This is a genomic window from Pseudomonas antarctica, assembly GCF_001647715.1.
In the GTDB taxonomy this organism is placed as follows: domain Bacteria; phylum Pseudomonadota; class Gammaproteobacteria; order Pseudomonadales; family Pseudomonadaceae; genus Aquipseudomonas; species Aquipseudomonas antarctica_A.
The window spans coordinates 1,404,496-1,428,679 of record NZ_CP015600.1; the positions used below are offsets into that span (position 1 = coordinate 1,404,496).

The window sequence follows — 24,184 nt, forward strand, 5'->3', positions numbered from 1 at the left end:
GAGGCTGCATGGCACAGGGATTCACACCGATCGTGGAGTTTTATGGCGCCAATGCGGCGCTGCTTAATCAACGGCTGATGCACTGGAGCCACACTGACGCTGCCGGCATTAAGGCGGATCGGCTGGAACTGACGCTTAATATTGAAGGCCTTGAAGGTTTGCCCACCCTGAGTGGCAAGATCGGCTTGCGTGCCGGTTATCTGGAGTCGGGGTTGGTGGAAAAAGGCGAGTTTGTCGTCACCCAACGTACCCCGGTGCTGTTTCCCATGCGCTTGATGATCGTGGCCACAGCCGCGCCCTTCAGTGTGGTGGATGCAACGGGTTATCGGCAGCGTCGATCCGCCAGTTACGGTCCGACAACGCTGGGCGCGCTGTTTCGCCAGCTGGTCAGTCCTCACGGCTTTTCACCACGTGTGGCACCCGCGCTGGAGGGTATTGCGATTCCGCACATCGACCAGTCCAACGAGAGTGATATGGCGTTCATTTCGCGCCTTGCCAGAATCTACTCTGCGGTCACCAAACCGTTTAACGAGCTCTATGTGTTGGCCGAAGCCGGCCGAGTCAATTCGCTCTCCGGTCAGCTACTGCCGGAGGTGAAGCTGTCCGTGACGGAGGACAACCGCCCCGGTGAACAGAGCTTCATTACTGCCAAGCTCGACGAAACGTCCCGCGCGAAATACGAGGGCTGCCGCGCCAGTTGGTGGGATGCCTCCGCTGGCAAGCAGCGTGTGGTCCAGGTGGGCAATGCGCCGTTCAAAACCTTGCGTCAGCGCTACCAGAACGCAGCCGAAGCCCGCGCCGTGGCCGAAGGCGAACTGCGCCGTGTGGGGCGTGAAGACTTGAAATTGTTGATCGATTGTCCCGGCAATCCGTTGTTGGCGGCTGAAGGGTTGTTGCTGCTGGATGAGACGTGGCCGCCATACATGCGGGGGCGATGGTCGATCAAACAGGTGGTGCATGTCGGCGACCCCGTGACGGGGTATCGCAGTTCGATTACGGCGTGTGGGTTATCGATATAGGCACTTTTCAAGAGTAAAACCCATGGTGATAACACTCCCCCAACTGCTTGACGTGATGCCGGGTGCCCGCCTTAGAGCGGGCTTTTTTTTGACGCCTTTAAATGCGGCGTTCGTTCGCTACGAGATAAACAATGCGAAGCGCATCGCCGCCTTCCTCGCCCAGGTCGGCCACGAATCCGGCCAACTGCGCTACGTGCGTGAACTGGGCAGCGACCAGTACCTGGGCAAATATGACACCGGTGCCTTGGCCGAGCGCCTGGGCAACACGCCTCAAGCAGATGGCGACGGCCAGAAGTACCGGGGCAGGGGGCTGATCCAGATTACCGGGCGTCGTAACTACCTGGCCTGCAGCCAGGCGCTGTTTGGTGATGATCGCTTGCTGCGCGAGCCCGAGTTGCTGGAGCAACCGCAGTGGGCGTGTGAGTCGGCTGCGTGGTTCTGGCAGCGCAACGGTTTGAATGAACTCGCCGACAAGGACCGGTTCACCACTATCACCCGACGCATAAACGGCGGGCTCAACGGACTGGAGGACCGTTTGCAATTGTGGGCGCGGGCGAAAGCGGCGTTATGTGTTTCCTGGCGGGTTGTCGTCTGATCGGTGTTTGTCTGCTGAAGGTGGTGGTGTGACGGGGACAGGCTGGGTGATATGGCGCGCGGTTCGCACGGTAATCGGCTGCCCAGTGCCAGCCGCCGCCACCCCCGGCGGCGTGGTTCATGCAGCCCCGCGAGCCGGACTTGACCCGGCGCATGCTCAACGAATTATCGGCATCACCGACGACGGTGATAACGCCCTGATCGCCCTGCGTGCCTGCCAGGCTTATGTGCATGCCGTCGGGCGTTGGTTTCTTGATGCACTCTGTAACTTGCATGGCCGATGGGCTCCTGTAGGGTAGGCAAACCCCCGCCCATTCCTGGAGACGACCGTGAAGGAAATCACTCAACTGGCTGCTGAACTGGGTCGCCGTTTGCAGGTGCTCAATGCCCACGTCACCACGGCCGAGTCCTGCACTGGCGGCGGTATTGCGGAAGCGATCACGCGGATTCCGGGCAGTTCGGCCTGGTTCGAGGCCGGGTATGTCACGTACTCCAATCGACAGAAGACCCGGCAGTTGGGTGTGCCGGAAGCGTTGTTCCGCAAAGTCGGCGCCGTCAGCCAGGAAGTGGTGGAGGCGATGGTCAGGGGCGCGCAGGAAAAAAGCCTGTCGCGCTTCGCCGTGGCGGTCAGCGGTGTCGCGGGGCCGGACGGCGGTTCGCCGGACAAGCCAGTGGGCACCGTATGGCTGGCGTTTGGTGTTGGCGAGGACGTGAGCGCTGAGCTTGCGCACTTCCCCGGCAACCGTGACGAGGTTCGCCGACAAACGGTAAAGGCCGCCCTGGAGGGCTTGTTGCGACGAGCTGCAGTAGAAATCGAAAATCAGGGGTAGGCGATCCCGGATCTTTGTGGAACAATACTGTCTACTTATACAGGTGTTGGCCGTCAGGCCTTATTGATTACGTGAGGACTTTAATGGACGACAACAAGAAGAAAGCCTTGGCTGCGGCCCTGGGTCAGATCGAACGTCAATTCGGCAAGGGTGCCGTAATGCGTATGGGCGATCACGACCGTCAGGCGATCCCGGCTATTTCCACTGGCTCTCTGGGTCTGGACATCGCGCTCGGCATTGGCGGCCTGCCAAAAGGCCGTATCGTTGAAATCTACGGTCCTGAATCTTCCGGTAAAACCACCCTGACCCTGTCGGTGATTGCCCAGGCTCAAAAAATGGGCGCCACCTGCGCGTTCGTCGATGCCGAGCACGCCCTCGACCCTGAGTACGCCGGCAAGCTGGGCGTCAACGTTGACGACCTGCTGGTTTCCCAGCCGGACACCGGTGAACAAGCCCTGGAAATCACCGACATGCTGGTGCGCTCCAACGCCATCGACGTGATCGTGGTCGACTCCGTGGCAGCCCTGGTGCCGAAAGCTGAAATCGAAGGCGAAATGGGCGACATGCACGTGGGCCTGCAAGCCCGCCTGATGTCCCAGGCGCTGCGTAAAATCACCGGTAACATCAAGAACGCCAACTGCCTGGTGATCTTCATCAACCAGATCCGTATGAAGATCGGCGTGATGTTCGGCAGCCCGGAAACCACCACCGGTGGTAACGCGTTGAAGTTCTACGCTTCGGTCCGTCTGGATATCCGCCGTACTGGCGCGGTGAAGGAAGGCGACGAGGTAGTGGGTAGCGAAACCCGCGTTAAAGTGGTGAAGAACAAGGTGGCCCCGCCATTCCGTCAGGCTGAGTTCCAGATTCTCTACGGTAAGGGTATCTACCTGAACGGCGAGATGATCGACCTGGGTGTGCTGCACGGTTTCGTCGAGAAGTCCGGTGCCTGGTATGCCTATAACGGCAGCAAGATCGGTCAGGGCAAGGCCAACTCGGCCAAGTTCCTGGCGGACAACCCGGATATCGCTGCCACGCTTGAGAAGCAGATTCGCGACAAGCTGCTGACCCCAGCACCCGACGTGAAAGCTGCTGCCAACCGCGAGCCGGTTGAAGAAGTAGAAGAAGCCGACACTGACATCTGAAGCAAACGATGACTGTTGTACTCGATACACTCGTCGCCGTTCGGCGCATTGCGATGGACCTGCTCGCTCGCCGCGAGCATGGTCGAGTCGAGCTGACGCGTAAACTGCGTCAGCGAGGCGCAGAGCCCGAGATGATCGAAAGCGCCCTCGACCGCTTGACGGAAGAGGGGCTGCTGTCGGAAGCCCGTTACCTTGAAAGCTTTGTCTCCTACCGCGCGCGCTCCGGCTACGGCCCAGCGCGAATTCGTGAAGAGTTGAGCCAGCGTGGCCTGCAACGTGCCGATATCGACCTCGCCCTGCGTGAGTGCGGTATCAGTTGGCAGTCGCAATTGGAAGATACCTGGCGCCGCAAGTTTTCAGGGCATCTACCGATTGATGCCAGGGAGCGTGCGAAGCAAGGGCGCTTCCTGAGCTATCGCGGGTTTTCGATGGAGATGATCAGCCGCTTACTGAGCGGCCGCGACATGGATGACTAAGTGCTGAGCTGCTGAACTTTAAAGTGTGGGAGCTGGCTTACCTGCGATGTGGGCATTTCGGTATGCCCGTAGGATCGCAGTGATGCCATCGCAGGCAAGCCGGCTCCCACATCGAATCTGCTCCACCTGTAGATCCTGCTTAAAAAAAAAGGCCCACTATGAAAATAGTGGGCCTTTTTTTTTGCCTTGAAAATCACGCAGGCTCTGGCGTTACTCGCTGCTGCGTCTTCCCCTGAGCCTGTGCCCAGTTTTCCGGCAAGTTGATGTAATCCACCAACTCCCGCAATCGGCCCTGATCACGACCATTGAAGTTGAACACCAGCCGCGTCAAATGGCTGAACCTTGGTTCATCATGTTCCTCGCCTGTGTAAGCAAGCTGCTGGAACTCACCACTTAGCCGCAGGCTGGCAAACTCGCTCTGCAAGTGGGCGAGTGCACGGTCACTGAGTGGATGATTCATGCGCACTACAAACTCACGCTTCAACCAGCGCGTGGAATGGAAGTTGGCATAGAACTGGTTTATCTCTTCTACCGCTTCTTCAGCGCTGTGCACCAGGCGGACCAGCTTTAGGTCGGTGGGCAGGATATAGCGATTGGCTTCCAGCTGGCTACGAATGAAGTCCAGTGCGCCTTGCCAGAAACCACCGCCTGGGGCATCCAGCAATACTACCGGCACCAGCGGGCTCTTGCCGGTCTGGATCAGGGTCAGCACTTCGAGTGCTTCATCCAGCGTGCCAAAACCGCCCGGGCACAGCACCAACGCGTCGGCTTCCTTGACGAAGAACAGCTTGCGGGTAAAGAAGAAGTGGAAAGACAGCAGGTTCTCGGTGCCATCAATGGTCGGGTTGGCGTGCTGTTCAAACGGCAGGTTGATGTTGAACCCCAGGCTGTGTTCCAGGCCCGCACCCTCGTGGGCAGCCGCCATGATGCCGCCACCGCCGCCCGTGATCACCATCAGGTCGGATTGCGCCAGCAGCGTGCCGACTTCCCTGGCCAAGGCGTACAGCGGGCTTTCGACCGGCGTGCGCGCCGAGCCAAACACCGTGACCTTGCGGCGGTCCTTGAACTGTTCCAGCACACGGAAGGCGTTATCCAGCTCGCGAATCGCCTGCAGCGTGATTTTTGCATTCCAACGGTTGCGGTCATCCTGGGCCATGCGCAGGACGGTGAGGATCATGTCGCGATAAAGGGGAATATTCGGGCTGTTGGGGGCGATCAACTGGAGTTGTGCGTCGACCTGCTGCGTGAGGTCCGCCCCGTTTTCGTCAAAATGACGGAGCAGGTGGTCATTCGATTCGTAAGGCATTCAACTTCTCCTTCTTCACAGAACCTGGGCCATCGGCGAGATATTCGTCCGGGACCGCGACACTGCATGTGTCGCTGCATGCCCAAGGCATTGCACGGTGTTCGCCAAGGGGCAAAGCGGGCTCTGTATGTTCCTTGTGATTTAGAAACCTTTGCACTGCAAGTCGCAGGCGGGCAACCCTCTTTTGCCCTGAAAATATTACAGAACGGCGTGGGAAACGCTGTGGAGGGGCTACCGGGATGACTTGATCATGAGCCGAAAAACCCTTGGCTGGCAACCGCTTATTGGTCACTCATCAAGCAGTTTAGTTGCCGGCTGGCAAGTGACGCGGGGGAGGTGCGCGCTGCTGGACAGCCGCGCGCGATCATCGAGTAACAGTTACTTTTTCTTCTTCGCAGCAGCGGGTGCCGGGCAATCCGCTTCCACAAACTTGACCGATGCCACAGGGCGGTTGGTCTTGTTCTCGGTGATTTCATAGCGCATCACTGCGCCTTTGGCCATCAACTCGCGGTAACCCTTGTTCAGGCACACGCTTTGGCCCAACTGGAAGTACACGGCCTTCGGGTTGGCGCGCATCTGTTCGGCACGATCAGGTTGCACACTGAGGTGATCGATCAGTTGCATGCCTTCAACGGTGTAGGCCACTTCCAGGGTCTTTTCATCAATTTCCCGGGGCAGGTCCTTGTTGCTTTCTGCCGCGACGCTTTGCAGCTTCCTGTTCATTTGGGCCTCCAGCAGCGAGGCCGCGTGGGCGCCCATGGGCAGAACCAGCGCAAGGGCGACGGATGGGGCAACAAGGCGCAGCATGGAACGCAGCATGAAACTCTCCTGATTCGGTTACTGGTGCATAGACCAGCCACTGCGCTGTGCGTTCAGTGGCGCGCAATTATAGGTGACCGCTTGCCACTACAGCCAGGCGTATCGCTGAGAAGTGTCAGTGGCTCTGGTAAACTGCCGCCAATTAAAGCCTGCCTCGAGTTCCCTCAGTGTCGATTTCCCCTGCTACGCGGCGCATCCGATGAGCCACGCCGTCTCCCGCTTGCGTACCCAGCGCCTGGCGCGTGCCGTCAGGCCGTTTCTCAACCGAGGCTCGCGCGCCGAGCGGTGCCCCGGTTGCCGGGTGATTCCCGAGTACTGCCTGTGCGCCTGGCGCCCGACGGTGCAGGCTCGGTCTGCGATGTGCCTGCTGATGCACGATGTCGAGCCGATGAAACCCAGTAACACTGGCTGGCTGATCGCCGATGTAATCGCCGACACCACTGCGTTTGCCTGGTCGCGCACGGAGGTTGATCCCGAATTGCTGACGCTGTTGGTCGACCCGCAGTGGCAGCCCTACATCGTGTTTCCGGGTGAATTCGTGGTGCCTGAGCGGGTTGTCAGCGAAGTGACGGTTGAGGAGGGCAAGCGCCCGCTGTTCGTCCTGCTGGACGGTACCTGGAGCGAAGCGCGCAAGATGTTCCGCAAAAGCCCCTACCTGGAACACCTGCCCGTACTGAGCCTGGCGCCCGAGCAGTTGTCTCGCTACAAACTGCGTCGTTCCAAGCGTGATGATCACTTCTGCACCGCCGAAGTGGCGGCGCTGTGCCTGGAACTGGCTGATGACCTGGCCGCCGCCGAAGTGCTCGACGCTTACCTCGACGTCTTCAGCACCCATTACCTGGCAGCCAAGTTCAACTTATCCCTGGACTCGACGGATAGCGTCCATACTCGTCTTGCACCCTATATCCCGGTGCTATAACCAGACGACGTTTGCATGATGGCACCGTAAATCCTCAACTGGCTAAAATGCCCACGGGCGTAGTGCTTGACCCTCCAGGCTCCGCTGGGCATGCTGGGCGCCGATTGGGGCGTGAGCGTGAATTTTCAGCGTCGTTTCAGGTGTTTTTGACGTTGAACGTGCCCTGTGGCGATGGCTGCCTGGCCGTCGCCTTGTGTACTGGCGAACCCTGAACCCATCAGGGCTCCCATAAAAAACAGGATCATTTAATCAATGGCCACATACGAAATCCTGATAGCCGATGACCATCCGCTGTTTCGCAGTGCGCTGCATCAGGCCGTTACCCTGGGCCTTGGTCCGGACGTGCGCCTGGTTGAGGTGGCCAGCATTGCCGAGCTGGAAGCCCGCCTCACCGAAAAGTCCGATTGGGACCTCGTGCTGCTCGACCTCAACATGCCAGGTGCCTACGGTTTCTCGGGGCTGGTGCTGTTGCGCGGGCAATACCCGCAAATTCCGGTGGTGATGGTATCGGCCCAGGAAGACGCCGACGTGGTGGTGCGCTCCAAGGAGTTTGGCGCCAGCGGCTTTATTCCCAAGTCGAGTGCCATGGAGGATATCCAGAACGCCGTTCGCAAGGTGTTGGACGGCGATGTGTCCTGGCCACCGCAAGCGTTCGAAGAAATCAATGTGTCCGACGAAGCCAAGGCCGCGCGCGATGGCCTCGCGAGCCTGACGCCCCAGCAATTCCGGGTATTGACCATGGTCTGCGAAGGTTTGCTGAACAAGCAGATTGCTTATGAGCTCAGCGTGTCGGAAGCGACCATCAAGGCCCATGTCACGGCGATCTTCCGCAAATTGGGGGTGCGTACGCGAACCCAGGCGGCGCTGCTCTTGCAACAACTTGAGTCAATTTCGCAGCATTAAGCGGTTAGCGATTCACGCTTTTTTGACTTTGTGTCATCTAGTTTCCCCACTTCTTTGGTTCAGTTGCCTACATCTATGTCGCCTTTCAAGGGTCAAACCGGTATCAAACGTATCTTCAACGCAGGGAGCTATTCTCTGGATGGCCTGCGCGCGGCTTTCACCGGCGAGGCGGCATTCCGTCAGTTGGTGTTGCTGAATGTCATCCTGATCCCGTTGAGCTTTTTCCTGCACGTCAGCCGGGTCGAGCGCGCTTTGCTGATCGCGGTGTGCCTGCTGGCGTTGATCGTCGAGCTGCTCAACTCAGCCGTAGAAGCGGCGATCGACCGCATCTCGCTCGACCGTCACCCTTTGTCGAAAAACGCCAAGGACATGGGCAGCGCCGCGCAATTCGTGGCACTGACCATGATCACCCTGGTGTGGGCCGTGATTCTGATCTGAGGATCAGGCAATGCTCGGCAGCACGATCTCGTCGCTGCGCTGAACCCCGGCGGTGAAAGCGCGGCACAGCTCCAGAAACTCGCGCATCGCCGAGGTCTGGTATTTCTGTTTATGCCAGATGAAGTAGAACTGCCGGGCCAGGTCCAGGTCCGGGGTTTCCACCGGCACCAAACTGCCACGGCGGAACGCATCGCGCAGTGCCAGCCGGGAAATGCAGCCAATCCCCAATCCCGATTCCACCGCACGCTTGATCGCCTCGGTGTGTTCCAGTTCCAGGCGGATATTCAGCGCGCTGCGGTGATGGCGCATGGCCTGGTCAAACGTCAGGCGTGTGCCTGAACCTTGTTCGCGCAGGATCCACGCTTCATGGGTCAGCTCTTCCATGGTCGCCACGCCGCGTTTGGCCAAATGATGCTGGGGCGCACAAAACACCACCAGCTCATCTTCGACCCAGGTTTGCACCTCGATGTCCGGGTGGCTGCAGTCGCCTTCGATTAGACCCAGGTCAATTTCGTAGTGCGCGACCTGGTGCACGATATTCGCAGTGTTCTGCACATGCAGCTTCACCTGGCTCTCGGGGTGCTGCTGCATGAAGCTGCCGATCAGCAGGGTGGCCAGGTAATTGCCGATGGTCAGGGTGGCGCCGACCGCCAGGGAGCCGAAGCCGGACTTGCCGTTGAGCAGGTCTTCGATCTCCTTGGCCTGGTCCAGCAGCGCCACGGCCTGGGGCAATAGCTGGTGGCCAAGGGCGTTGAGGCTCAGCCGTTTGCCCGCGCGGTCGAATAATTGGCAGCTGGATTGACGCTCCAACTCGGTAATCGACGTGCTGGCGGCGGATTGAGATAAGGCCAGAAGGCCAGCAGCGCGTGAGACGCTTTCCTGCTGGGCGACGGCGACGAAAACTTGCAGTTGACGTAGAGTAAATCGCATATCTATATAACCGATAACCCTTATCTTAATAATCCAGTTAACAGATATTGTCGCCGCCATTAGAATGCTGTGCAATTGCGCATCCAAACATTGGCGCAGACCCATTTCCAGGAGTTCCCCGTACATGAGCAACATGAACCACGAGCGTGTCCTCAGTGTTCATCACTGGAACGACACTCTGTTCAGCTTCAAGTGCACCCGCGATCCGGGCCTGCGCTTCGAGAACGGTCAGTTCGTGATGATCGGCCTGCAACAGCCCAACGGCCGCCCGCTCATGCGCGCTTACTCCATTGCCAGTCCGAACTGGGAAGAGCATCTGGAGTTCTTCAGCATCAAAGTGCCGGATGGCCCGCTGACTTCACAATTGCAGCACTTGAAGGAAGGCGACGAGATCATCATCAGCAAAAAACCGACAGGCACCCTGGTGCTTGACGATTTGAAGCCGGGCAAACACCTGTATCTGCTCAGCACCGGTACTGGCCTCGCTCCATTCATGAGCGTGATCCAGGACCCGGAGACCTACGAGCGTTTCGAAAAAGTGATCCTGTGCCACGGCGTGCGTTACGTCAACGAAGTCGCCTACCGCGAATTCATCACCGAACACCTGCCGCAGAACGAGTTCTTCGGCGAGGCGCTGCGTGACAAGTTGATCTACTACCCGACGGTGACCCGCGAGCCGTTCGAAAACGAAGGCCGCCTGACCGACCTGATGCGCAGCGGCAAGCTGTTCCGCGACATCGGCCTGCCTCCGATCAACCCCGAGGACGACCGTGCCATGCTGTGCGGCAGCCCAAGCATGTTGGACGAGACCAGCGAAGTGCTGAACAGCTTCGGCCTGAAGGTTTCGCCGCGTATGCGTGAGCCGGGTGACTACTTGATCGAACGCGCGTTCGTCGAGAAGTAATCACCGATCCAAATGAATGTGGGAGCTGGCTTTTGTGGGAGCTGGCTTGCCTGCGATAGCATTACCTCGGTTCAACTGAACGACCGAGGTGTCTGCATCGCCGGCAAGCCAGCTCCCACACAAGCTGCTCCCACATTTGTTTTCGGCGCTTATTTGGCTGGAACCACTTCCAGCACACAGATCACGCCCGCCTCCGGATAGTGCCAGCGCACATCCACATCCCAGAACTGTGCCCCGTATTCACGCTCAGGCCCCGGCGTCTGATACGCCGGCCGTGGGTCCTGTGCCAGACATTGCTCGATCAACGCCACCAACGGCTCGTCAAGGCGCTGAGCGTGGCCTTGTGCCTGGAGCAGGGCGGTCTTCAGCCACTGCACCGGAATCAGCTGCGGCGCGCTGCTCGCGATGCTGTTGGTGGCGCTGTCGATAATGTCGGCATACGGCACATACGGCTTGATATCCAGCACTGGCGTGCCATCCAGCAAATCAATCCCGGAAATCCACAACCGCCCCGGTTCGACCTTGTCCAGCTTGACCACTGACTGGCCAATGCCGTTGGGACGATGGGTCGCGCGGGTGGCAAATACACCCATGGACGTGTTGCCGCCCAGGCGTGGCGGGCGCACTTTGAGCCGAGGCTTGTCTTCCAGAGCCTGGTGGAACAGAAACAGCAACCAGACATGGCTGACCTGTTCCAGGCCCTGCACCGCCTCACCCTGGTCGAACGGCGCCACCAGCTCCAGCACGCCACGGGCGGCCGGCGCCAGTTGCGGCTGGCGCGGGATGGCGAACTTCTCCTTGAAACAGGAGCGCACGAAGCCGACGGGCGAGACCTGGTAACTCATGGCTTACGCACGAACCCGCAGGGTCAGGCCCTTGAGGAAGTTACGCAGCAACTGGTCGCCGCAGGTGCGGTAGTTGGTGTGGCCGAACTTGCGGAACAGCGCGCTGAGCTCAGGTTTGGACACCGGGAATTCGGCAGCCTTGAGGATGGCGTGCATGTCGTCTTCTTTCAGTTCGAAGGCGACGCGCAGCTTCTTCAGGATGATGTTGTTGGTCACCGGGGTTTCAATCGGCTGCGGCGGACGCGTTTCGTCCTTGCCGCGCTTGAAAATCACCAGGCCATCCAGGAAGTGAGCCATGACGTCGTCCGGGCAGAATACAAAACCTTCTTCCTCATCTTTCTTGAGGTAGGTCAGCAGGTCTTCCTTGGTCACGTCCATGCCGCCGAGTTTGATGATCTCGACCATCTTGTTGTCGCTGATGTCGAGCATGTAGCGCACGCTGCGCAGTACGTCGTTGTGAATCATGGTGGGCAATCCTGGTATTCAACTGAGGGCACCGCCCAGTCAGGCGGTGTCAAGAAAGGGGTGCGGCTTAGAACTTCTCTTTGCCGGACAGGTAACGCCATTGGCCTACTGGCACTTTGCCAATGGACACGCCGCCAATGCGAATACGGCGGATGGCGATGACTTTCAAGCCAACGGCTTCGCAGAACAGAGCGATGACGCCCGGTTGCGGGTTTTTCATCGCAAAGCGCAGGCGGTTTTCGTTCTGCCAGCTGGCTTTTACGGCCGGCAGCTCTTTGCCTTTGTAGGTCAGGCCGTGGTTCAGGCGATTGAGGCCATGAGCAACCATGTCGCCTTCGACTTCCACCACGTATTCCTGCTCGATCTTGGCGGCATCGGCGGTCAACTTGCGCAGAATCTTCCAGTCCTGGGTGAACACCAACAGGCCGCTGGCCTTGGCTTGCAGGTCGGCACTGGCGGTCAGGCGCAGAAAGTGGCCTTTGAGCGGGCGTTTGCTGAAGCGGTGTTCTTCGGACAGGGTCTCGGCGCTGATCGAGGCCATCGCCGTTTCGGCATCCATACCTACCGGCGCGTGCAACAGAATGGTCACCGGCTCCGGCACAGTGGCCTTGGCCTCTGGATCGAGCTCGACCTTCTGGGTGGTGATCTTGAACTGTGGCTCGTCAATCACTTCGCCGTCCACCGAGACCCAGCCGCCTTCGATAAACAGCTCAGCCTCCCGACGGGAGCAACCGACCAGTTCAATAAGGCGTTTGGAAAGGCGTATGGGGTCAGTCATGACAAGGGCCGTAGCAAAAGGGGGCGGCTATTGTACCTGTGTGGGCGCGGTTAATCCCGGCCCCATTTCAGCGTAGTGGCTTTATTGGTTGGTACACGGTTCAAAATGTGGGAGCGGGCTTGCTCGCGAATGCGGTGGATCAGCTAGCACATCTTTGACTGACACACCGCATTCGCGAGCAAGCCCGCTCCCACATTGGCACTGTGTTTCGTCAGCCACTGCGCCGTTGCTGTTGGCGCAAACGCATGTGCAGCAACGGGTACGGTTGGCCCAGGCCATCATGCTCCGCGCGTCCGATTACCTCGAACCCCTGCTTGAAGTAAAAGCCCAGGGCTTGTGGGTTCTGTTCGTTGACGTCCAGTGCATCGGCGTTCATGTGCTCGATCGCATAGCGCAGCAGTTGCCGGCCGAGGCCCTGGCCGCGGTGCTGTGGGTCGATAAACAGCATCTCGACTTTACCCGCGGCCACCCCGGCAAACCCGGTAATACGCTGGCGCGCGTCTTTGGTGCAGATCAGCATGACGGCGTCCAGGTAACGTGTCAGCACCAGTTCCTTAAGCAGCACGATGTAGCTGTCCGGCAAGAAGTCGTGGGTCGCGCGCACGGACGCTTCCCAGATCTGCGCCAATTGCGCGAAGTCGCTGATTTTAGGTGTGTGGATAACCGAATGCTGACGCATGCCCGCTGCCCCTTGCCGATGATCGGCGTCGATGGGCAAACGATAGACCTAAAAAAGCCCCGCATCTTGTTCAGAAGCGGGGCTTTTTCAATTTTTTACAGCCTTAATCGCGCTTTTCAGCCCACAGGTCGTATTCATCGGCGTCCGTCACCGTGCACCAGACCTTGTCGCCCGGCTTCAGGCCGCTGGCATCGTCGATAAACACGTTACCGTCGATTTCCGGCGCATCGAAGAAGCAACGGCCAACGGCGCCTTGCTCGTCGACTTCATCAATCAGCACTTCGATTTCTTTGCCGATACGCAGTTGCAGGCGTGCCGAGCTGATGGCCTGTTGATGGGCCATGAAGCGCTCCCAACGGTCTTGCTTGACGTCGTCTGGAACGATGGCAGCGTCCAGCAGGTTGGCTGGAGCGCCTTCCACCGGCGAGTACTGGAAGCAACCGACGCGGTCGAGTTGGGCCTCGGTCAGCCAGTCCAGCAGGTACTGGAAGTCTTCTTCGGTCTCGCCAGGGAAGCCGACGATGAACGTGGAGCGGATGATCAGCTCAGGGCAGATCTCGCGCCAGTTCTTGATGCGCGCCAGGGTCTTGTCTTCGAAGGCCGGGCGTTTCATGGCCTTGAGGATTTTCGGGCTGGCGTGCTGGAACGGGATGTCCAGGTACGGCAGGATCTTGCCGGCGGCCATCAGCGGGATCAGCTCGTCCACATGCGGGTACGGGTAAACGTAGTGCAGGCGTACCCACACGCCCAGGCTGCTCAAGGCTTCGCAGAGTTCGGTCATGCGGGTTTTCACCGGCGCGCCATTCCAGAAACCGGTGCGGTATTTCACATCGACGCCGTAGGCGCTGGTGTCCTGGGAGATCACCAACAGCTCTTTGACGCCGGATTTGACCAGGCGCTGGGCTTCGTCGAGCACGTCACCGACCGGGCGGCTGACCAGCTTGCCGCGCATCGACGGGATGATGCAGAAGCTGCAGCTGTGGTTGCAGCCTTCGGAAATCTTCAGGTACGCATAGTGGCGCGGCGTCAGCTTGATGCCTTGCGGCGGCACCAGGTCGATCAGCGGGTTGTGGTCCTGGCGAGGCGGCACCACCTGGTGCACGGCGTTGACCACTTGCTCGTACTGTTGCGGACCGGTCACGGCCAGCACGCTTGGGTGCACCTTGCGGATATTGCCCTCTTCCACGCCCATGCAGCCGGTCACGATGACCTTGCCGTTTTCCTTGATCGCTTCGCCGATCACTTCCAGCGACTCAGCCTTCGCCGAGTCGATGAAACCGCAGGTGTTGACCACCACCACGTCGGCGTCCTGATAAGTGGACACGACGTCATAGCCTTCCATACGCAGTTGCGTGAGGATGCGCTCGGAGTCAACGAGAGCCTTCGGGCAACCCAGGGATACAAAGCCGACCTTTGGGTTGGCTTTTGCGATGGTGGTGGACATGTCTAACCTCGGTATTGAATGACGCCGCCGCCCAGAAGGGCAGGGCAGCGGACGGGCGCTTAGCGCGCCTCTGATCAAAAAGTGCGCAATTCTAGCGACGGGCAACGCACTTGACCAGCTTTATGCAGGGAAATGCGACGAGTGCTGCACCGCTACCAGCCGCCAGCAGATGCCGTTCTGCCGCGAGCTGGCCCCAATATTTGCAAGGCCGCTACCGCTGAACCGCGCCACGTCGACCTGCGTGCCGTCCTGGCAGAGATCAGCCATCGTACTGGTTTACGCTTTCGCGTGTCTGATCAGCCCTATGTAGGCGTCAAAGCGCCGTTCTTTTAGAGCCCTGTCGCTGGATATCAAGGGTTGGACAGTCTTGCCATAGTTTTCAGCATTCTCGACTTCATCTGGCTGCAGCAGGGTGACGGGGAAGTATTCGTGGGCAGTTGGGCAGACAGCTTTTTTGGCGTTCGCTCGGCGCTGCAGCTGCCGGTGGAACTGTTCGACGACTACCAGGGCAACCAAAGCGCGATGATTGCGGCCCTTCCCGGGTTGCGACCAGGCGCAACGATCAACCACGGCGAGCGCATCACCAGTGTGGCGCTCATCGACAATCAGATGGCCATCCGATGGACGACGCAATCCGCCGCAGCGTAGAACGACAATTTCCCGAACTTACCGGCGGTTACCACCTGCCACGCTTTGCCCGTGTTGTCGCCGTAGCCGACGCCCCGGCCGGCGCCGGCATCTGTGACGATTTCCGGCCGCGCTATGCCGTCGACATCGAGGTGCTGGGGCCGGATGGCGAGCCAGACACCAAGCTGCCGATCCTTGCCGGCGTGCCGTTGCCGCTGCCCACCGGTGGCGAGGAAATGGGCATCTACGCATTCCCCCAGGAAGGCACACAGGTTGTGGTGTGCTCCGCGTACGGCCTGCCGCACAAGCCCTATATCCAAACCATTCTGCCCCACGGCCTGAGTATGCCCCGCGTCCCGAAAGGTGACCAGGTGTGGCAGCACAGCGAGGCCTGCCAGCAGCGTGTCGACGCCGACGGCAATTGGCTGCGCCAAACCGACGGCAAGATCCTCGACAAGGCGATCGAGCGGGAAGTAGAGGCGATGGGCAACACCGAACGGTTCCAGAGCCACATCAGGACCGTGGACGACCATTCAACCGAGTCGGTTGGGGGCATCAAGACGATTGAGGCCCTGGGCGCGCTCAAGCTGCTGTCGGGTGGATCGGCGAGCCTGGCGGCGGTGGATGACCTGCACCAAGCGACCGGGCGGGATCTGAACCTGGTGGTGGGGCAGAAGCACAACGCCACGGTAGGTGGCGACATGGAGGAAAGGATTCAGGGGCTGCGTGAAAGTGTGGCGGCGGTCAGTCAGCGACTGGTCGCGCCCAAGACCTGGTTGGGATCCGAGGGTGTGAACGTGCTGCAGGTGCTGTGCGATTTGCTTGACCTGGTGCATCAGATGAACACTCAACTGGCCAGCCATACACATGGGCCCACGCCGCCACCAGGTAATGCTTCGGCATTCACCAGCTATGCGGCGAAGGCTACGGCGCTATCAGCGGCGATGGATCCGATTACGCTTTGACTTCGCTATCAGAATTCGCGCTAAGAAAATAGGGGGGAAACCCTCGGCAATTCACCCTTCGTTTTATACGTCCAAAAACACGTTCGACTTCGTCGTCAAAAAGCGATGCGTTTTTTAGCAGCTGTTTTTGTATTCGTTTTAACAGCGTTTTTATGTTCGTAAAAACAACTTTCCGATGTTGCGGCTACAAGCACTTACTTGCGTTGGCTTGCACTCTAGCCGTAAGCGGCTAGTTTGGTCTACCGTTCGTCGGTTCGTAATTAGGATCAATGATCCTATTTCAGTTATCTTAAAAAATACGCAAAAAAGTGTTAGCACGGTGAACCCCGCGAAAAACCTAGCTTCGTGGTGCACCCAACCTCAGTAACTGCGAGCGCGGGTGGTCAGATACGACAGAGCCCACACGTGGTGGGCTCTGTGTAGACGCATTTCAGTGGATTCCCTTCGGAAAAAACCGTGGTAGCATCTGAATTAACCACTCCGCGCCGTACTACTTTGTTACTCGCATCTCAAAGGGTATGGCCGTGTGACGGACCCGTCAAGCTCGAATAGGTCACGAAACGACAGTAGTTATGACGTAGAGTGTGACTTAGTTAGAGGAATAGTTATTACCGATATCGGTAATAATTTATTGAGGCTCCGTCCCAAGTGAGTGGGAGGCTCTGCTGCTAATCGTTAAGAATGCGCAGGTTTCGCCAATTCGAAGGACTACCTCTATGAAAAGATTTATCCAAAAGCTTTTCCCTGAAGAGTTGATTCGGTTGCTTCAGACGGCCTATTGGTTCGTCCGTTTGCTCCGAGTTATTCAACAGGTATAAGTGGTGCGCGGGGGCCAATCGGCCCTCGTTTTTGTCCTGCTTCCCACTGCGGCACCCCGAGCACTCTTAAGTGTCGAGCATGTCCCATTCGTAGCCGAGCATCCATCTGATGGCGCTCAATTTACCGTTGATCATCCCCCATTCGAAGTCATTCCAAGGGCCGAGATCGTCCAGCCCTACTTCCTCTTCCACGCGCTTTGCTGCTGCTAGAGCGCCATTCCAGATGGTATCCAGTATTTCGTCTTGCTTGTACGGTGACCTTGAGTATTGTGCTTCTGGGAGAACCTTTAGGCGTGCTTCCTCGACCTCAATACATCGCCCTCGATGGCGGTTGTACCAGACTTGACTCGTCAATCTCTCCTCAACCTTAAGCAGTTCTGACAGCAGCCTTGGCTCGTCTTGATACTCGTTCATTAATTGAAGCTCGACCCATTTCGGGGCTATTTCGTTGAGGTATGAGTTCAGGTTTATGGAGTAAGTGGAATGAGTCCCGTTGAAAAAATCGGCTATGTCTGGGTGAGGTATGCGGTCGTCGCCTGTACCGGAGCTGAAATCGTGTTTGTTATGGGTGACGAAGACAAACTGGTTTCCCGCGCCTTTTTTTTCATCTATCAAGGCTGCGGCATATAGCTCGATCAGAATGGCATCCCCCATGCTGTTTTTTGGCTTGTGAAACGGAGCACGTTTTTCTACTGCTCGCATGGCTGCCGCTCGCAAAGTAGCGTCATTTGTTTGTATCTTCCTTGCTCCTGCAAAAATTTTTTCGATGCGACCAATGGATTCGTTTACCGCCTCTCCAAGCATGCCGACCCTATGGTCTATGTCACTGAGCTGAATCAACGCCTCTTCCAGCCCTTCCGGCTTGCCAAATTGACTCACTGCATCCCGAACTCGTCGAAAGGTACTCGTTAAGCTCTGTCCACTTTCCTTGATGATGCGGTCTTTATTTCGATCGAATTCGTCTATCACTTGCTGTGGCAGTAGTAGCACTACAATTTCGAAGTTAATCAATTCCTGCAATGCCGCGATCGTAGCTCGCTGCCGGTAGTCCTTAGCGAGATCTAGCCAGACACAGGTATCGATCATAATGAAGATCTGGCTCCCTACGTCCTTATCTATTCTGACTTCCTGCTCCATACGTATTCCCCCGCCCTATCTTCAACCGAACCTGGTTTTCGATGCCCAATGCTTATCGACATCATTTGATGTTATCGCAAGACGTGTGCCTATTACTTATCGATTCGGGAAGTCCGGCGAATAAGAAAAAATGACACAAGAAAGCACTTATCCCCCTCCCGCCGACGGGCTTCTCGTCGCAAAAAAGTGCAAAGGTGGAGTGTGGTGCAATGGGGGGCTCAGCCCAGGGCAGCTGTGGGCTTTAGCGGGAGAATGGTCATTGCACTGAGTGCAAAGTCTGGAAGAGGAATGTAATGCCTTTACACCTCGTGGCAGCAGAGCAGGGCAGGGGGACAGCTCTGCAGACCCCCAGCCCGCTTGGGTGAACGGTTGGAAAACTTCCGAAGCGAGCGATTTCAAAATCTGCAGCGCTCCTCGTAATGCTCACTAGGTCGCGATGGGTAGTTTCGATTCGAATGCTGGACGCCAAGTTGCGGCTCGTTTTGCGAGTCTTCCAGCGCTCGCTTAACTTTGCACAGTCTTACCCTACCGTGCGGGGTCAACTGTTGTTGATTGCTATCTCTTCGACCGCCAGCACAGCCTCGGGTGTCACGATCGTTGTGGTCGCGATCTGTACCGCGACACCTACATTTTGGGACGCTCTACGGACATGAAGGCCATGCATGGTGCCGCCCACGCTGTCGAAGCTTTTTTTGATGATGTCGAAGTATTGCGAATCGTCAGCTTGATAGTGTCGAAAAATCGCAAATGCAACCAGGTCGACCAACTGGATCATCCTTGACGCTTTGGAGTCCAGAAACAGTGGTACCTCAGCAAAGTTTCTGAGCTTACCGAATGAGTGCCCATCGTACTTGAATGTTCTCGCAAGGTTCTGGATGCTTTTTTCTGTGTGGGAGGTGTCAAAAATTGCGATCCCTCTCTCAGGTTTGCCCTGCGTATTGAATCGTTGGAGGTATTTGTCAAACCTCGATGCGACCTGTTCAAAACAAGATTTGATCGGATCGTCTGCCCCATGCGCTCCACGTTCGACTACCGAAGCGAACAAGCGATATTTGCCTTTAGAGTTGGCGATGATGCTGAGACAGTCTTTGATAGCTTGAATCCGGTCGGCCATCGGGAAAGGCCGCCATTCGCTCTTGCCAGATCTCATCGGCGAACCGTGGAGCTCAATCGCGTAGGGGTCTTCAGGGGAGAACCTTGCGGCGATCTCGTTCATCTGGGTTTCAACCCAGTGAGTTTGACGTTCAAAGATGGACACGCCCGCGAGGATGAAAAAGCTCTGGCTCGGGTCGCTTGGCGTGCCTGATTCGTCAACATATAGAAGGTGCATCCAGTCATCCTCATCCAAAAAGAGCCAAAAAAAAAGTCGAGCATCTGCTCGACTTTTGTCTGATGACCTATGCATGTAGGCATAGGTTTTACGAATTAGGTAAGCCAGCGAAGGAGCTCCTTCACGCACCGCTAAGGCAGGGCTGCCGACTTGAGACGAAAAATAGTCATATTCTCGCCCTATGTCAACCAAAACGTTCCCTTTAACGGAACAACAATTTGTATATTTTAGCTAGCGTGTGGGCAACCCAGGGATACAAAGCCGACCTTTGGGTTGGCTTTTGCGATGGTGGTGGACATGTCTAACCTCGGTATTGAATGACGCCGCCGCCCAGAAGGGCAGGGCAGCGGACGGGCGCTTAGCGCGCCTCTGATCAAAAAGTGCGCAATTCTAGCGACGGGCAACGCACTTGACCAGCTTTATGCAGGGAAATGCGACGAGTGCTGTATTGGCTAATTCGCATAGCCCTTACCCTGCACTTAAGCCCGGGCGTCGTGCTCTGTGCGGTGCGATACAACTTTAGACATGCCTACACCTAACGCTTGAAGCACTTTCAGGAGGGTGGAGAGCTTTGGGTCACCGCCGACGGCGATGGATCTGTACAGATTTGCTCTATTAAGCCCCGTGTTCTGCGACAAACTGAGCATTCCGCCACGAGCTTCCGCTATGCGACGGATAGCGACAAGGAAGGCGTCCTCACCACCCGCTTCATCGATTTCCTCAAGCGCGACAGAAAGATATTCGAGGGCGAACGCTTCGTCGTCTCGGAGCATTTCAAGAACGCTATCTTCATGAGAACGAGTACGAATGGTCATTTTTGCTGCACCTTGTAAGATTTCCAGAGAGCCTTGGCCTGATCAATGTCGTTCTGCTGTCTGGCCTTTGAGCCACCGCCCAGCAGGAAAACTATTTTCCGGTCCTGAATTGCGTAATACACGCGAAAGCCAGGTCCGAAGTCGAGCTTCATCTCAAAAACTCCATCTCCCACCGGCTCGGCAAGGCCAAAGTGACCAAGTGATGCTCGGTCCACTCTGGTTGTGATTCTTGCTTTTGAACGCGTGTCTTGCACGGTGTCCAGCCAAGCCTGGTAGATATCCACGCCATTGACTGACAGTACGTGTTTCACTTCTCACATGAGAAATGTACCTTAAAAGAGACAGGCCGATGATTGAGTTTATATATCGGCTGCGCGCGCCATGCAGGGGCACGATTTATTGATCAGCTAAGCCAGCTGGGGAGTCCCGGCTTACGCCGCTTAGGCAGCACTAATGAGCCAGGCCAAAAATAAACGGTCCGCCGTAATGTGATCAATGCAGGCAAAAAGGCTCCAAAGTGCCGTGACCTTTATTAACGGCTGCAGAAAACGACACCAGAACCACTTGAGCAGGGAAATGCGACGAGTGCTGCGCTATGCTTCGCGCCGTTGCACGCGGGTAAAACCTCGGGGTCAATAAAACGTCTGTTACGAGAAGTAAAACAGCGCATGCTACGGTCAGCTTAGGCGCGTTGTTTATATAAGACCTCAGGTCAAAGGGCAGGAGTGGTTGATGGGTCAGGCAAATAGTCAGGCAGCAGGTGCCGAGCATTCCAATGCAAAGCCGATTGGCATGTTGGTGGCGGCAGTCGGGGTGGTTTACGGCGATATCGGTACCAGCCCGCTCTATACCCTTAAAGAAGTGTTTACAGGTGGTTACGGGGTTCAGGTCAATCATGACGGGGTCTTCGGCATTCTGGCGCTGATTTTCTGGTCGCTGGTGTGGGTCGTGTCGATCAAGTACGTGCTGTTTATCCTGCGCGCGGACAACCAGGGCGAGGGTGGCATCATGGCCCTGACGGCGCTGGCGCGGCGGGCGGCGTCGCCGTACCCCAAGTTACGCTCGGTGCTGGTGATCCTCGGCCTGATCGGTGCGGCGCTGTTTTATGGCGACAGCATGATTACCCCGGCGATCTCGGTATTGTCGGCGGTCGAGGGCCTGGAACTGGCCTTTGATGGGATTGAACGTTGGGTGGTGCCGCTGTCGCTGGTGGTACTGGTGGGGCTGTTCCTGATCCAGAAACACGGCACTGACCGTATCGGCAAGCTGTTCGGGCCGGTGATGGTGGTGTGGTTCCTGGTGTTGGGCGGCCTCGGCGTGCACGGCATCCTGCAACATCCCGAGGTGCTCAACGCGCTGAACCCCGTGTGGGGCGTGCGTTTCTTTGTGTCCCATCCGGGCATGGGCGTGGCGATTCTTGGCGCCGTTGTGCTGGCCTTGACCGGTGCCGAAGCGCTGTATGCCGACATGGGCCACTTCGGCCGCAAGCCGATCGCTCGTGCCTGGTTCGCACTGGTGCTACCGGCGCTGGTGCTCAACTACTTCGGCCAGGGCGCGTTGCTGCTGGAAAACCCCGAGGCGGCGCGCAACCCGTTCTACTTGCTCGCGCCGGAATGGGCGCTGGTGCCGTTGGTCGCGCTGTCGACCCTGGCCACCGTGATTGCATCCCAGGCGGTGATTTCCGGCGCGTTCTCCCTGACGCGTCAGGCGATCCAGTTGGGTTACATCCCGCGCATGCACATCCAGCACACCTCCAGCGCCGAGCAAGGTCAGATCTACATCGGTGCGGTGAACTGGTCGCTGATGGTCGGCGTGATCCTGCTGGTGCTCGGCTTCGAATCCTCCAATGCCCTGGCCTCCGCCTACGGCGTGGCAGTGACCGGCACCATGTTGATTACCAGCATCCTGGTGTCGGCGGTGATGCTGCTGCTCTGGAAGTGGCCACCGGTGCTGGCGATTCCGGTGTTGATCGGCTTCCTGTTGGTGGACGGCCTGTTCTTCGCCGCCAACGTGCCGAAGATCGTCCAGGGCGGTGCCTTCCCGGTGCTGGCGGGGATTGTGCTGTTTATCCTGATGACCACCTGGAAGCGCGGCAAGGAACTGCTGATGGACCGCCTCGACGAAGGCGGCCTGCCGTTGCCGATCTTTATCAGCAGTATCCGCGTGCAGCCGCCCCATCGCGTGCAGGGCACGGCGGTGTTCCTCACCGCGCGGACCGACGCCGTGCCTCACGCGCTGTTGCACAACCTGCTGCATAACCAGGTGTTGCATGAGCAGGTGGTGATGCTGACAGTGGTCTACGAAGATATTCCGCGCGTACCTACCTCACGGCGGTTCGAGGTGGATGCCTACGGGGAAGGGTTCTTCCGCGTAATCCTGCACTTCGGTTTTACCGACGAGCCGGACGTGCCCGAAGCGCTGAAGCTGTGCCATCTGGACGATCTGGATTTCAGCCCGATGCGCACCACGTACTTCCTCAGCCGCGAAACGGTGATTGCCTCGCGCATCAAGGGCATGGCCCGATGGCGTGAAAGTTTGTTCGCGTTCATGTTGAAGAACGCCAACGGCAACCTGCGCTTCTTCAAGCTCCCGGTAAACCGGGTGATCGAGCTGGGCACCCAGGTCGAAATGTAAGCCACTGCAACACGGGAGCCGGCAATCGGCTCCCGTTTTCCTTCTGAACCCTGTGCAAGCTACCGTTGTCGACTAGGCTCTAAGCACTGTTTGAAGAGTGCCCACAGAACCCAGAAGAGGTGCGTCATGAGTCAGCTGCTCGAACCCTACACCCTCCGCCAATTGACCCTGCTCAACCGGATTGCCGTCTCGCCGATGTGCCAGTATTCATCCGACGATGGCCTGGCCAATGACTGGCACCTGGTGCACCTGGGCAGTCGCGCCGTCGGCGGCGCCGGGCTGATTTTCACCGAAGCCACCGCCGTGACCGCCGATGGCCGCATCACCGCCCAGGACCTGGGCTTGTGGAACGACGCACAGATCGAGCCGTTGCAACGCATCACGCGCTTTATTGCCGCCCAAGGCGCGGTCGCGGGCATTCAATTGGCCCATGCGGGGCGCAAGGCCAGCACTCATCGGCCATGGATCGGCAAGCATGGCAGCGTCAAGCCGGAAGACGGCGGTTGGGTGCCGGTAGGCCCATCGCCGATTGCCTTTGACCCGAATCACACCCAGCCCAAAGCATTGGACGAAGGGCAGATCCAGAGCGTGATTGGCGACTTTGTGGCCGCCGCCAAGCGTGCGTTGACCGCCGGTTTTGAAGTGGTGGAAATCCATGCCGCGCACGGTTATCTACTGCACCAATTCCTGTCGCCGATCAGCAACCAGCGTCAGGACCAATACGGTGGTTCGTTTGAAAATCGCATCCGCCTGGTGCTGGAAGTGACCAAGGCTGTGCGCGAGGTCTGGCCTCAAGAGCTGCCGCTGTTTGTACGCGTATCGGCCACTGATTGGGTTGAAGACGGCTGGAACCCTGATGAAACCGTGGAACTGGCGCGCCGCCTCAAAGACCTCGGCGTGGACCTGATCGACGTATCCTCCGGTGGCACTGCCGCCAATGCCGAAATCCCGGTAGGCCCCGGTTACCAGACGCGCTTTGCCGAGCGTGTGCGTAAAGAGTCGGGTATCGCGACCGGCACGGTCGGCATGATCACCGAACCAGCCCAGGCCGAGCATATCCTGCGCACCTGCCAGGCCGACATTATCTTCCTGGCCCGTGAGTTGTTGCGTGATCCGTATTGGCCGCTGCATGCCGACGACGACCTGGGCGGGCGCAAGGCGATTTGGCCAGCGCAATACCAACGGGCGACCCATCGCGATCAGCCGATTCATGAGTCTGATTTGAGGGACTGATCCTGCGCCTGTTTCATACAAACCCACCCTGAACCGGTGGGTTTTTTTGTGCTCGCAGGTCCCGCAAGCCCGATCCTTGGTCGCTGGAAATCAGCGGCAATCATGCGGCGGGATCTTACGTTAGCCCAGAGCGA

The 24,184-nt window shown here is 58.0% G+C and carries 24 protein-coding genes and 2 pseudogenes; 14 read left to right on the top strand and 12 right to left on the bottom strand.

What is annotated here, in order from left to right; translation table 11 throughout:
* The first annotated feature begins 8 nt into the window (after positions 1 to 8).
* The 6 genes and pseudogenes from A7J50_RS06210 to recX all read left to right on the top strand — a co-directional run bounded on the left by A7J50_RS06210 (position 9) and on the right by recX (position 4,061).
* Positions 9 to 1,019, top strand: a complete 1,011-nt coding sequence (locus A7J50_RS06210; protein WP_064451006.1) for a contractile injection system protein, VgrG/Pvc8 family — start codon at positions 9 to 11, stop codon at positions 1,017 to 1,019.
* A gap of 22 nt (positions 1,020 to 1,041) precedes the next feature.
* On the top strand, positions 1,042 to 1,614 hold the full coding sequence (locus A7J50_RS06215) for a glycoside hydrolase family 19 protein (RefSeq protein ID WP_064451007.1): 573 nt from the start codon (positions 1,042 to 1,044) through the stop codon (positions 1,612 to 1,614).
* Positions 1,615 to 1,690: 76 nt separating this feature from the next.
* Positions 1,691 to 1,912, top strand: a pseudogene (locus A7J50_RS31830) (hypothetical protein); the annotation flags it as partial.
* Between the two features lie 30 nt (positions 1,913 to 1,942).
* Positions 1,943 to 2,443 carry a CinA family protein gene (locus A7J50_RS06220; protein WP_064451008.1) on the top strand — a complete coding sequence of 167 codons (501 nt, stop codon included), beginning with the start codon at positions 1,943 to 1,945 and terminating at the stop codon, positions 2,441 to 2,443.
* Positions 2,444 to 2,526: 83 nt separating this feature from the next.
* On the top strand, positions 2,527 to 3,585 hold the full coding sequence (gene recA, locus A7J50_RS06225; RefSeq protein WP_048720087.1) for a recombinase RecA: 1,059 nt from the start codon (positions 2,527 to 2,529) through the stop codon (positions 3,583 to 3,585).
* Positions 3,586 to 3,593: 8 nt separating this feature from the next.
* Positions 3,594 to 4,061 carry a recombination regulator RecX gene (gene recX, locus A7J50_RS06230; RefSeq protein ID WP_064451009.1) on the top strand — a complete coding sequence of 156 codons (468 nt, stop codon included), beginning with the start codon at positions 3,594 to 3,596 and terminating at the stop codon, positions 4,059 to 4,061.
* Positions 4,062 to 4,254: 193 nt separating this feature from the next.
* Here the strand turns inward: recX and A7J50_RS06235 are convergent, their stop codons facing one another.
* Both A7J50_RS06235 and A7J50_RS06240 read right to left on the bottom strand, forming a co-directional pair.
* Positions 4,255 to 5,367: a TIGR00730 family Rossman fold protein gene (locus A7J50_RS06235; RefSeq protein ID WP_064451010.1), complete on the bottom strand. Its 1,113-nt coding sequence runs from the start codon at positions 5,365 to 5,367 to the stop codon at positions 4,255 to 4,257.
* 378 nt (positions 5,368 to 5,745) lie between these two features.
* Positions 5,746 to 6,186: a PA3611 family quorum-sensing-regulated virulence factor gene (locus A7J50_RS06240; protein WP_053254678.1), complete on the bottom strand. Its 441-nt coding sequence runs from the start codon at positions 6,184 to 6,186 to the stop codon at positions 5,746 to 5,748.
* A 199-nt stretch (positions 6,187 to 6,385) separates the two neighbouring features.
* Between A7J50_RS06240 and A7J50_RS06245 the strand changes: the two genes are divergently transcribed.
* From A7J50_RS06245 to A7J50_RS06255, 3 genes are all read left to right on the top strand, one after another.
* On the top strand, positions 6,386 to 7,105 hold the full coding sequence (locus A7J50_RS06245) for a tRNA-uridine aminocarboxypropyltransferase (RefSeq protein ID WP_064451011.1): 720 nt from the start codon (positions 6,386 to 6,388) through the stop codon (positions 7,103 to 7,105).
* A gap of 252 nt (positions 7,106 to 7,357) precedes the next feature.
* Positions 7,358 to 8,008 (top strand): response regulator transcription factor ErdR, encoded by a 651-nt coding sequence (gene erdR / locus A7J50_RS06250; protein WP_053137423.1) that lies wholly within the window; start codon positions 7,358 to 7,360, stop codon positions 8,006 to 8,008.
* A gap of 75 nt (positions 8,009 to 8,083) precedes the next feature.
* Positions 8,084 to 8,446, top strand: coding sequence for a diacylglycerol kinase (locus tag A7J50_RS06255; protein WP_053254680.1), 363 nt, complete (start codon positions 8,084 to 8,086; stop codon positions 8,444 to 8,446).
* Between the two features lie 3 nt (positions 8,447 to 8,449).
* Here the strand turns inward: A7J50_RS06255 and A7J50_RS06260 are convergent, their stop codons facing one another.
* Entirely contained in the window at positions 8,450 to 9,376 is a 927-nt protein-coding gene (locus A7J50_RS06260; RefSeq protein ID WP_042944277.1) for a LysR family transcriptional regulator, read from the bottom strand.
* Positions 9,377 to 9,500: 124 nt separating this feature from the next.
* Between A7J50_RS06260 and fpr the strand changes: the two genes are divergently transcribed.
* The gene (gene fpr, locus A7J50_RS06265) at positions 9,501 to 10,280 is read left to right on the top strand and encodes a ferredoxin-NADP reductase (RefSeq protein WP_017529767.1); all 780 of its coding nucleotides are present in this window, start codon (positions 9,501 to 9,503) and stop codon (positions 10,278 to 10,280) included.
* Positions 10,281 to 10,429: 149 nt separating this feature from the next.
* On the opposite strand, the gene tsaA is transcribed toward fpr, so the two are convergent.
* The 5 genes from tsaA to rimO form a co-directional block, all read right to left on the bottom strand.
* Positions 10,430 to 11,125, bottom strand: coding sequence for a tRNA (N6-threonylcarbamoyladenosine(37)-N6)-methyltransferase TrmO (gene tsaA / locus A7J50_RS06270; RefSeq protein WP_064451012.1), 696 nt, complete (start codon positions 11,123 to 11,125; stop codon positions 10,430 to 10,432).
* 3 nt (positions 11,126 to 11,128) lie between these two features.
* Positions 11,129 to 11,590 (bottom strand): DUF1456 family protein, encoded by a 462-nt coding sequence (locus A7J50_RS06275; protein ID WP_053254682.1) that lies wholly within the window; start codon positions 11,588 to 11,590, stop codon positions 11,129 to 11,131.
* 67 nt (positions 11,591 to 11,657) lie between these two features.
* Positions 11,658 to 12,368: an rRNA pseudouridine synthase gene (locus A7J50_RS06280; protein WP_064451013.1), complete on the bottom strand. Its 711-nt coding sequence runs from the start codon at positions 12,366 to 12,368 to the stop codon at positions 11,658 to 11,660.
* A gap of 211 nt (positions 12,369 to 12,579) precedes the next feature.
* Positions 12,580 to 13,047: a GNAT family N-acetyltransferase gene (locus A7J50_RS06285; RefSeq protein ID WP_064451014.1), complete on the bottom strand. Its 468-nt coding sequence runs from the start codon at positions 13,045 to 13,047 to the stop codon at positions 12,580 to 12,582.
* A 103-nt stretch (positions 13,048 to 13,150) separates the two neighbouring features.
* Complete coding sequence (gene rimO, locus A7J50_RS06290) at positions 13,151 to 14,491, bottom strand: 30S ribosomal protein S12 methylthiotransferase RimO (protein ID WP_064451015.1); 1,341 nt, start codon at positions 14,489 to 14,491, stop codon at positions 13,151 to 13,153.
* 172 nt (positions 14,492 to 14,663) lie between these two features.
* Here rimO and A7J50_RS06295 point away from each other — a divergent pair.
* Positions 14,664 to 15,139: pseudogene (locus tag A7J50_RS06295) on the top strand (hypothetical protein); the annotation flags it as partial.
* Positions 15,112 to 16,083, top strand: a complete 972-nt coding sequence (locus A7J50_RS06300; RefSeq protein WP_064451016.1) for a hypothetical protein — start codon at positions 15,112 to 15,114, stop codon at positions 16,081 to 16,083. The pseudogene A7J50_RS06295 and the gene A7J50_RS06300, both read left to right, overlap by 28 nt.
* An 884-nt stretch (positions 16,084 to 16,967) precedes the next feature.
* Here the strand turns inward: A7J50_RS06300 and A7J50_RS06305 are convergent.
* The 4 genes from A7J50_RS06305 to A7J50_RS30435 form a co-directional block, all read right to left on the bottom strand.
* A complete protein-coding gene (locus tag A7J50_RS06305; protein WP_064451017.1) occupies positions 16,968 to 18,038 on the bottom strand; it encodes a PIN domain-containing protein in 1,071 nt (356 codons plus the stop codon).
* 538 nt (positions 18,039 to 18,576) lie between these two features.
* Positions 18,577 to 19,368, bottom strand: coding sequence for a DUF3800 domain-containing protein (locus A7J50_RS06310; RefSeq protein ID WP_064451018.1), 792 nt, complete (start codon positions 19,366 to 19,368; stop codon positions 18,577 to 18,579).
* A gap of 479 nt (positions 19,369 to 19,847) precedes the next feature.
* On the bottom strand, positions 19,848 to 20,183 hold the full coding sequence (locus A7J50_RS06315; RefSeq protein WP_064451019.1) for an addiction module antidote protein: 336 nt from the start codon (positions 20,181 to 20,183) through the stop codon (positions 19,848 to 19,850).
* Positions 20,180 to 20,494, bottom strand: coding sequence for a type II toxin-antitoxin system RelE/ParE family toxin (locus A7J50_RS30435; protein ID WP_237140892.1), 315 nt, complete (start codon positions 20,492 to 20,494; stop codon positions 20,180 to 20,182). The genes A7J50_RS06315 and A7J50_RS30435 overlap by 4 nt, the downstream gene beginning before the upstream one ends.
* A 421-nt stretch (positions 20,495 to 20,915) precedes the next feature.
* Here A7J50_RS30435 and A7J50_RS06325 point away from each other — a divergent pair, with 421 nt between their 5' ends.
* Both A7J50_RS06325 and A7J50_RS06330 read left to right on the top strand, forming a co-directional pair.
* A complete protein-coding gene (locus A7J50_RS06325) occupies positions 20,916 to 22,817 on the top strand; it encodes a potassium transporter Kup (RefSeq protein WP_064451021.1) in 1,902 nt (633 codons plus the stop codon).
* A gap of 126 nt (positions 22,818 to 22,943) precedes the next feature.
* Positions 22,944 to 24,050: an NADH:flavin oxidoreductase/NADH oxidase gene (locus A7J50_RS06330; RefSeq protein WP_064451022.1), complete on the top strand. Its 1,107-nt coding sequence runs from the start codon at positions 22,944 to 22,946 to the stop codon at positions 24,048 to 24,050.
* The last annotated feature ends 134 nt before the right edge of the window (positions 24,051 to 24,184 follow it).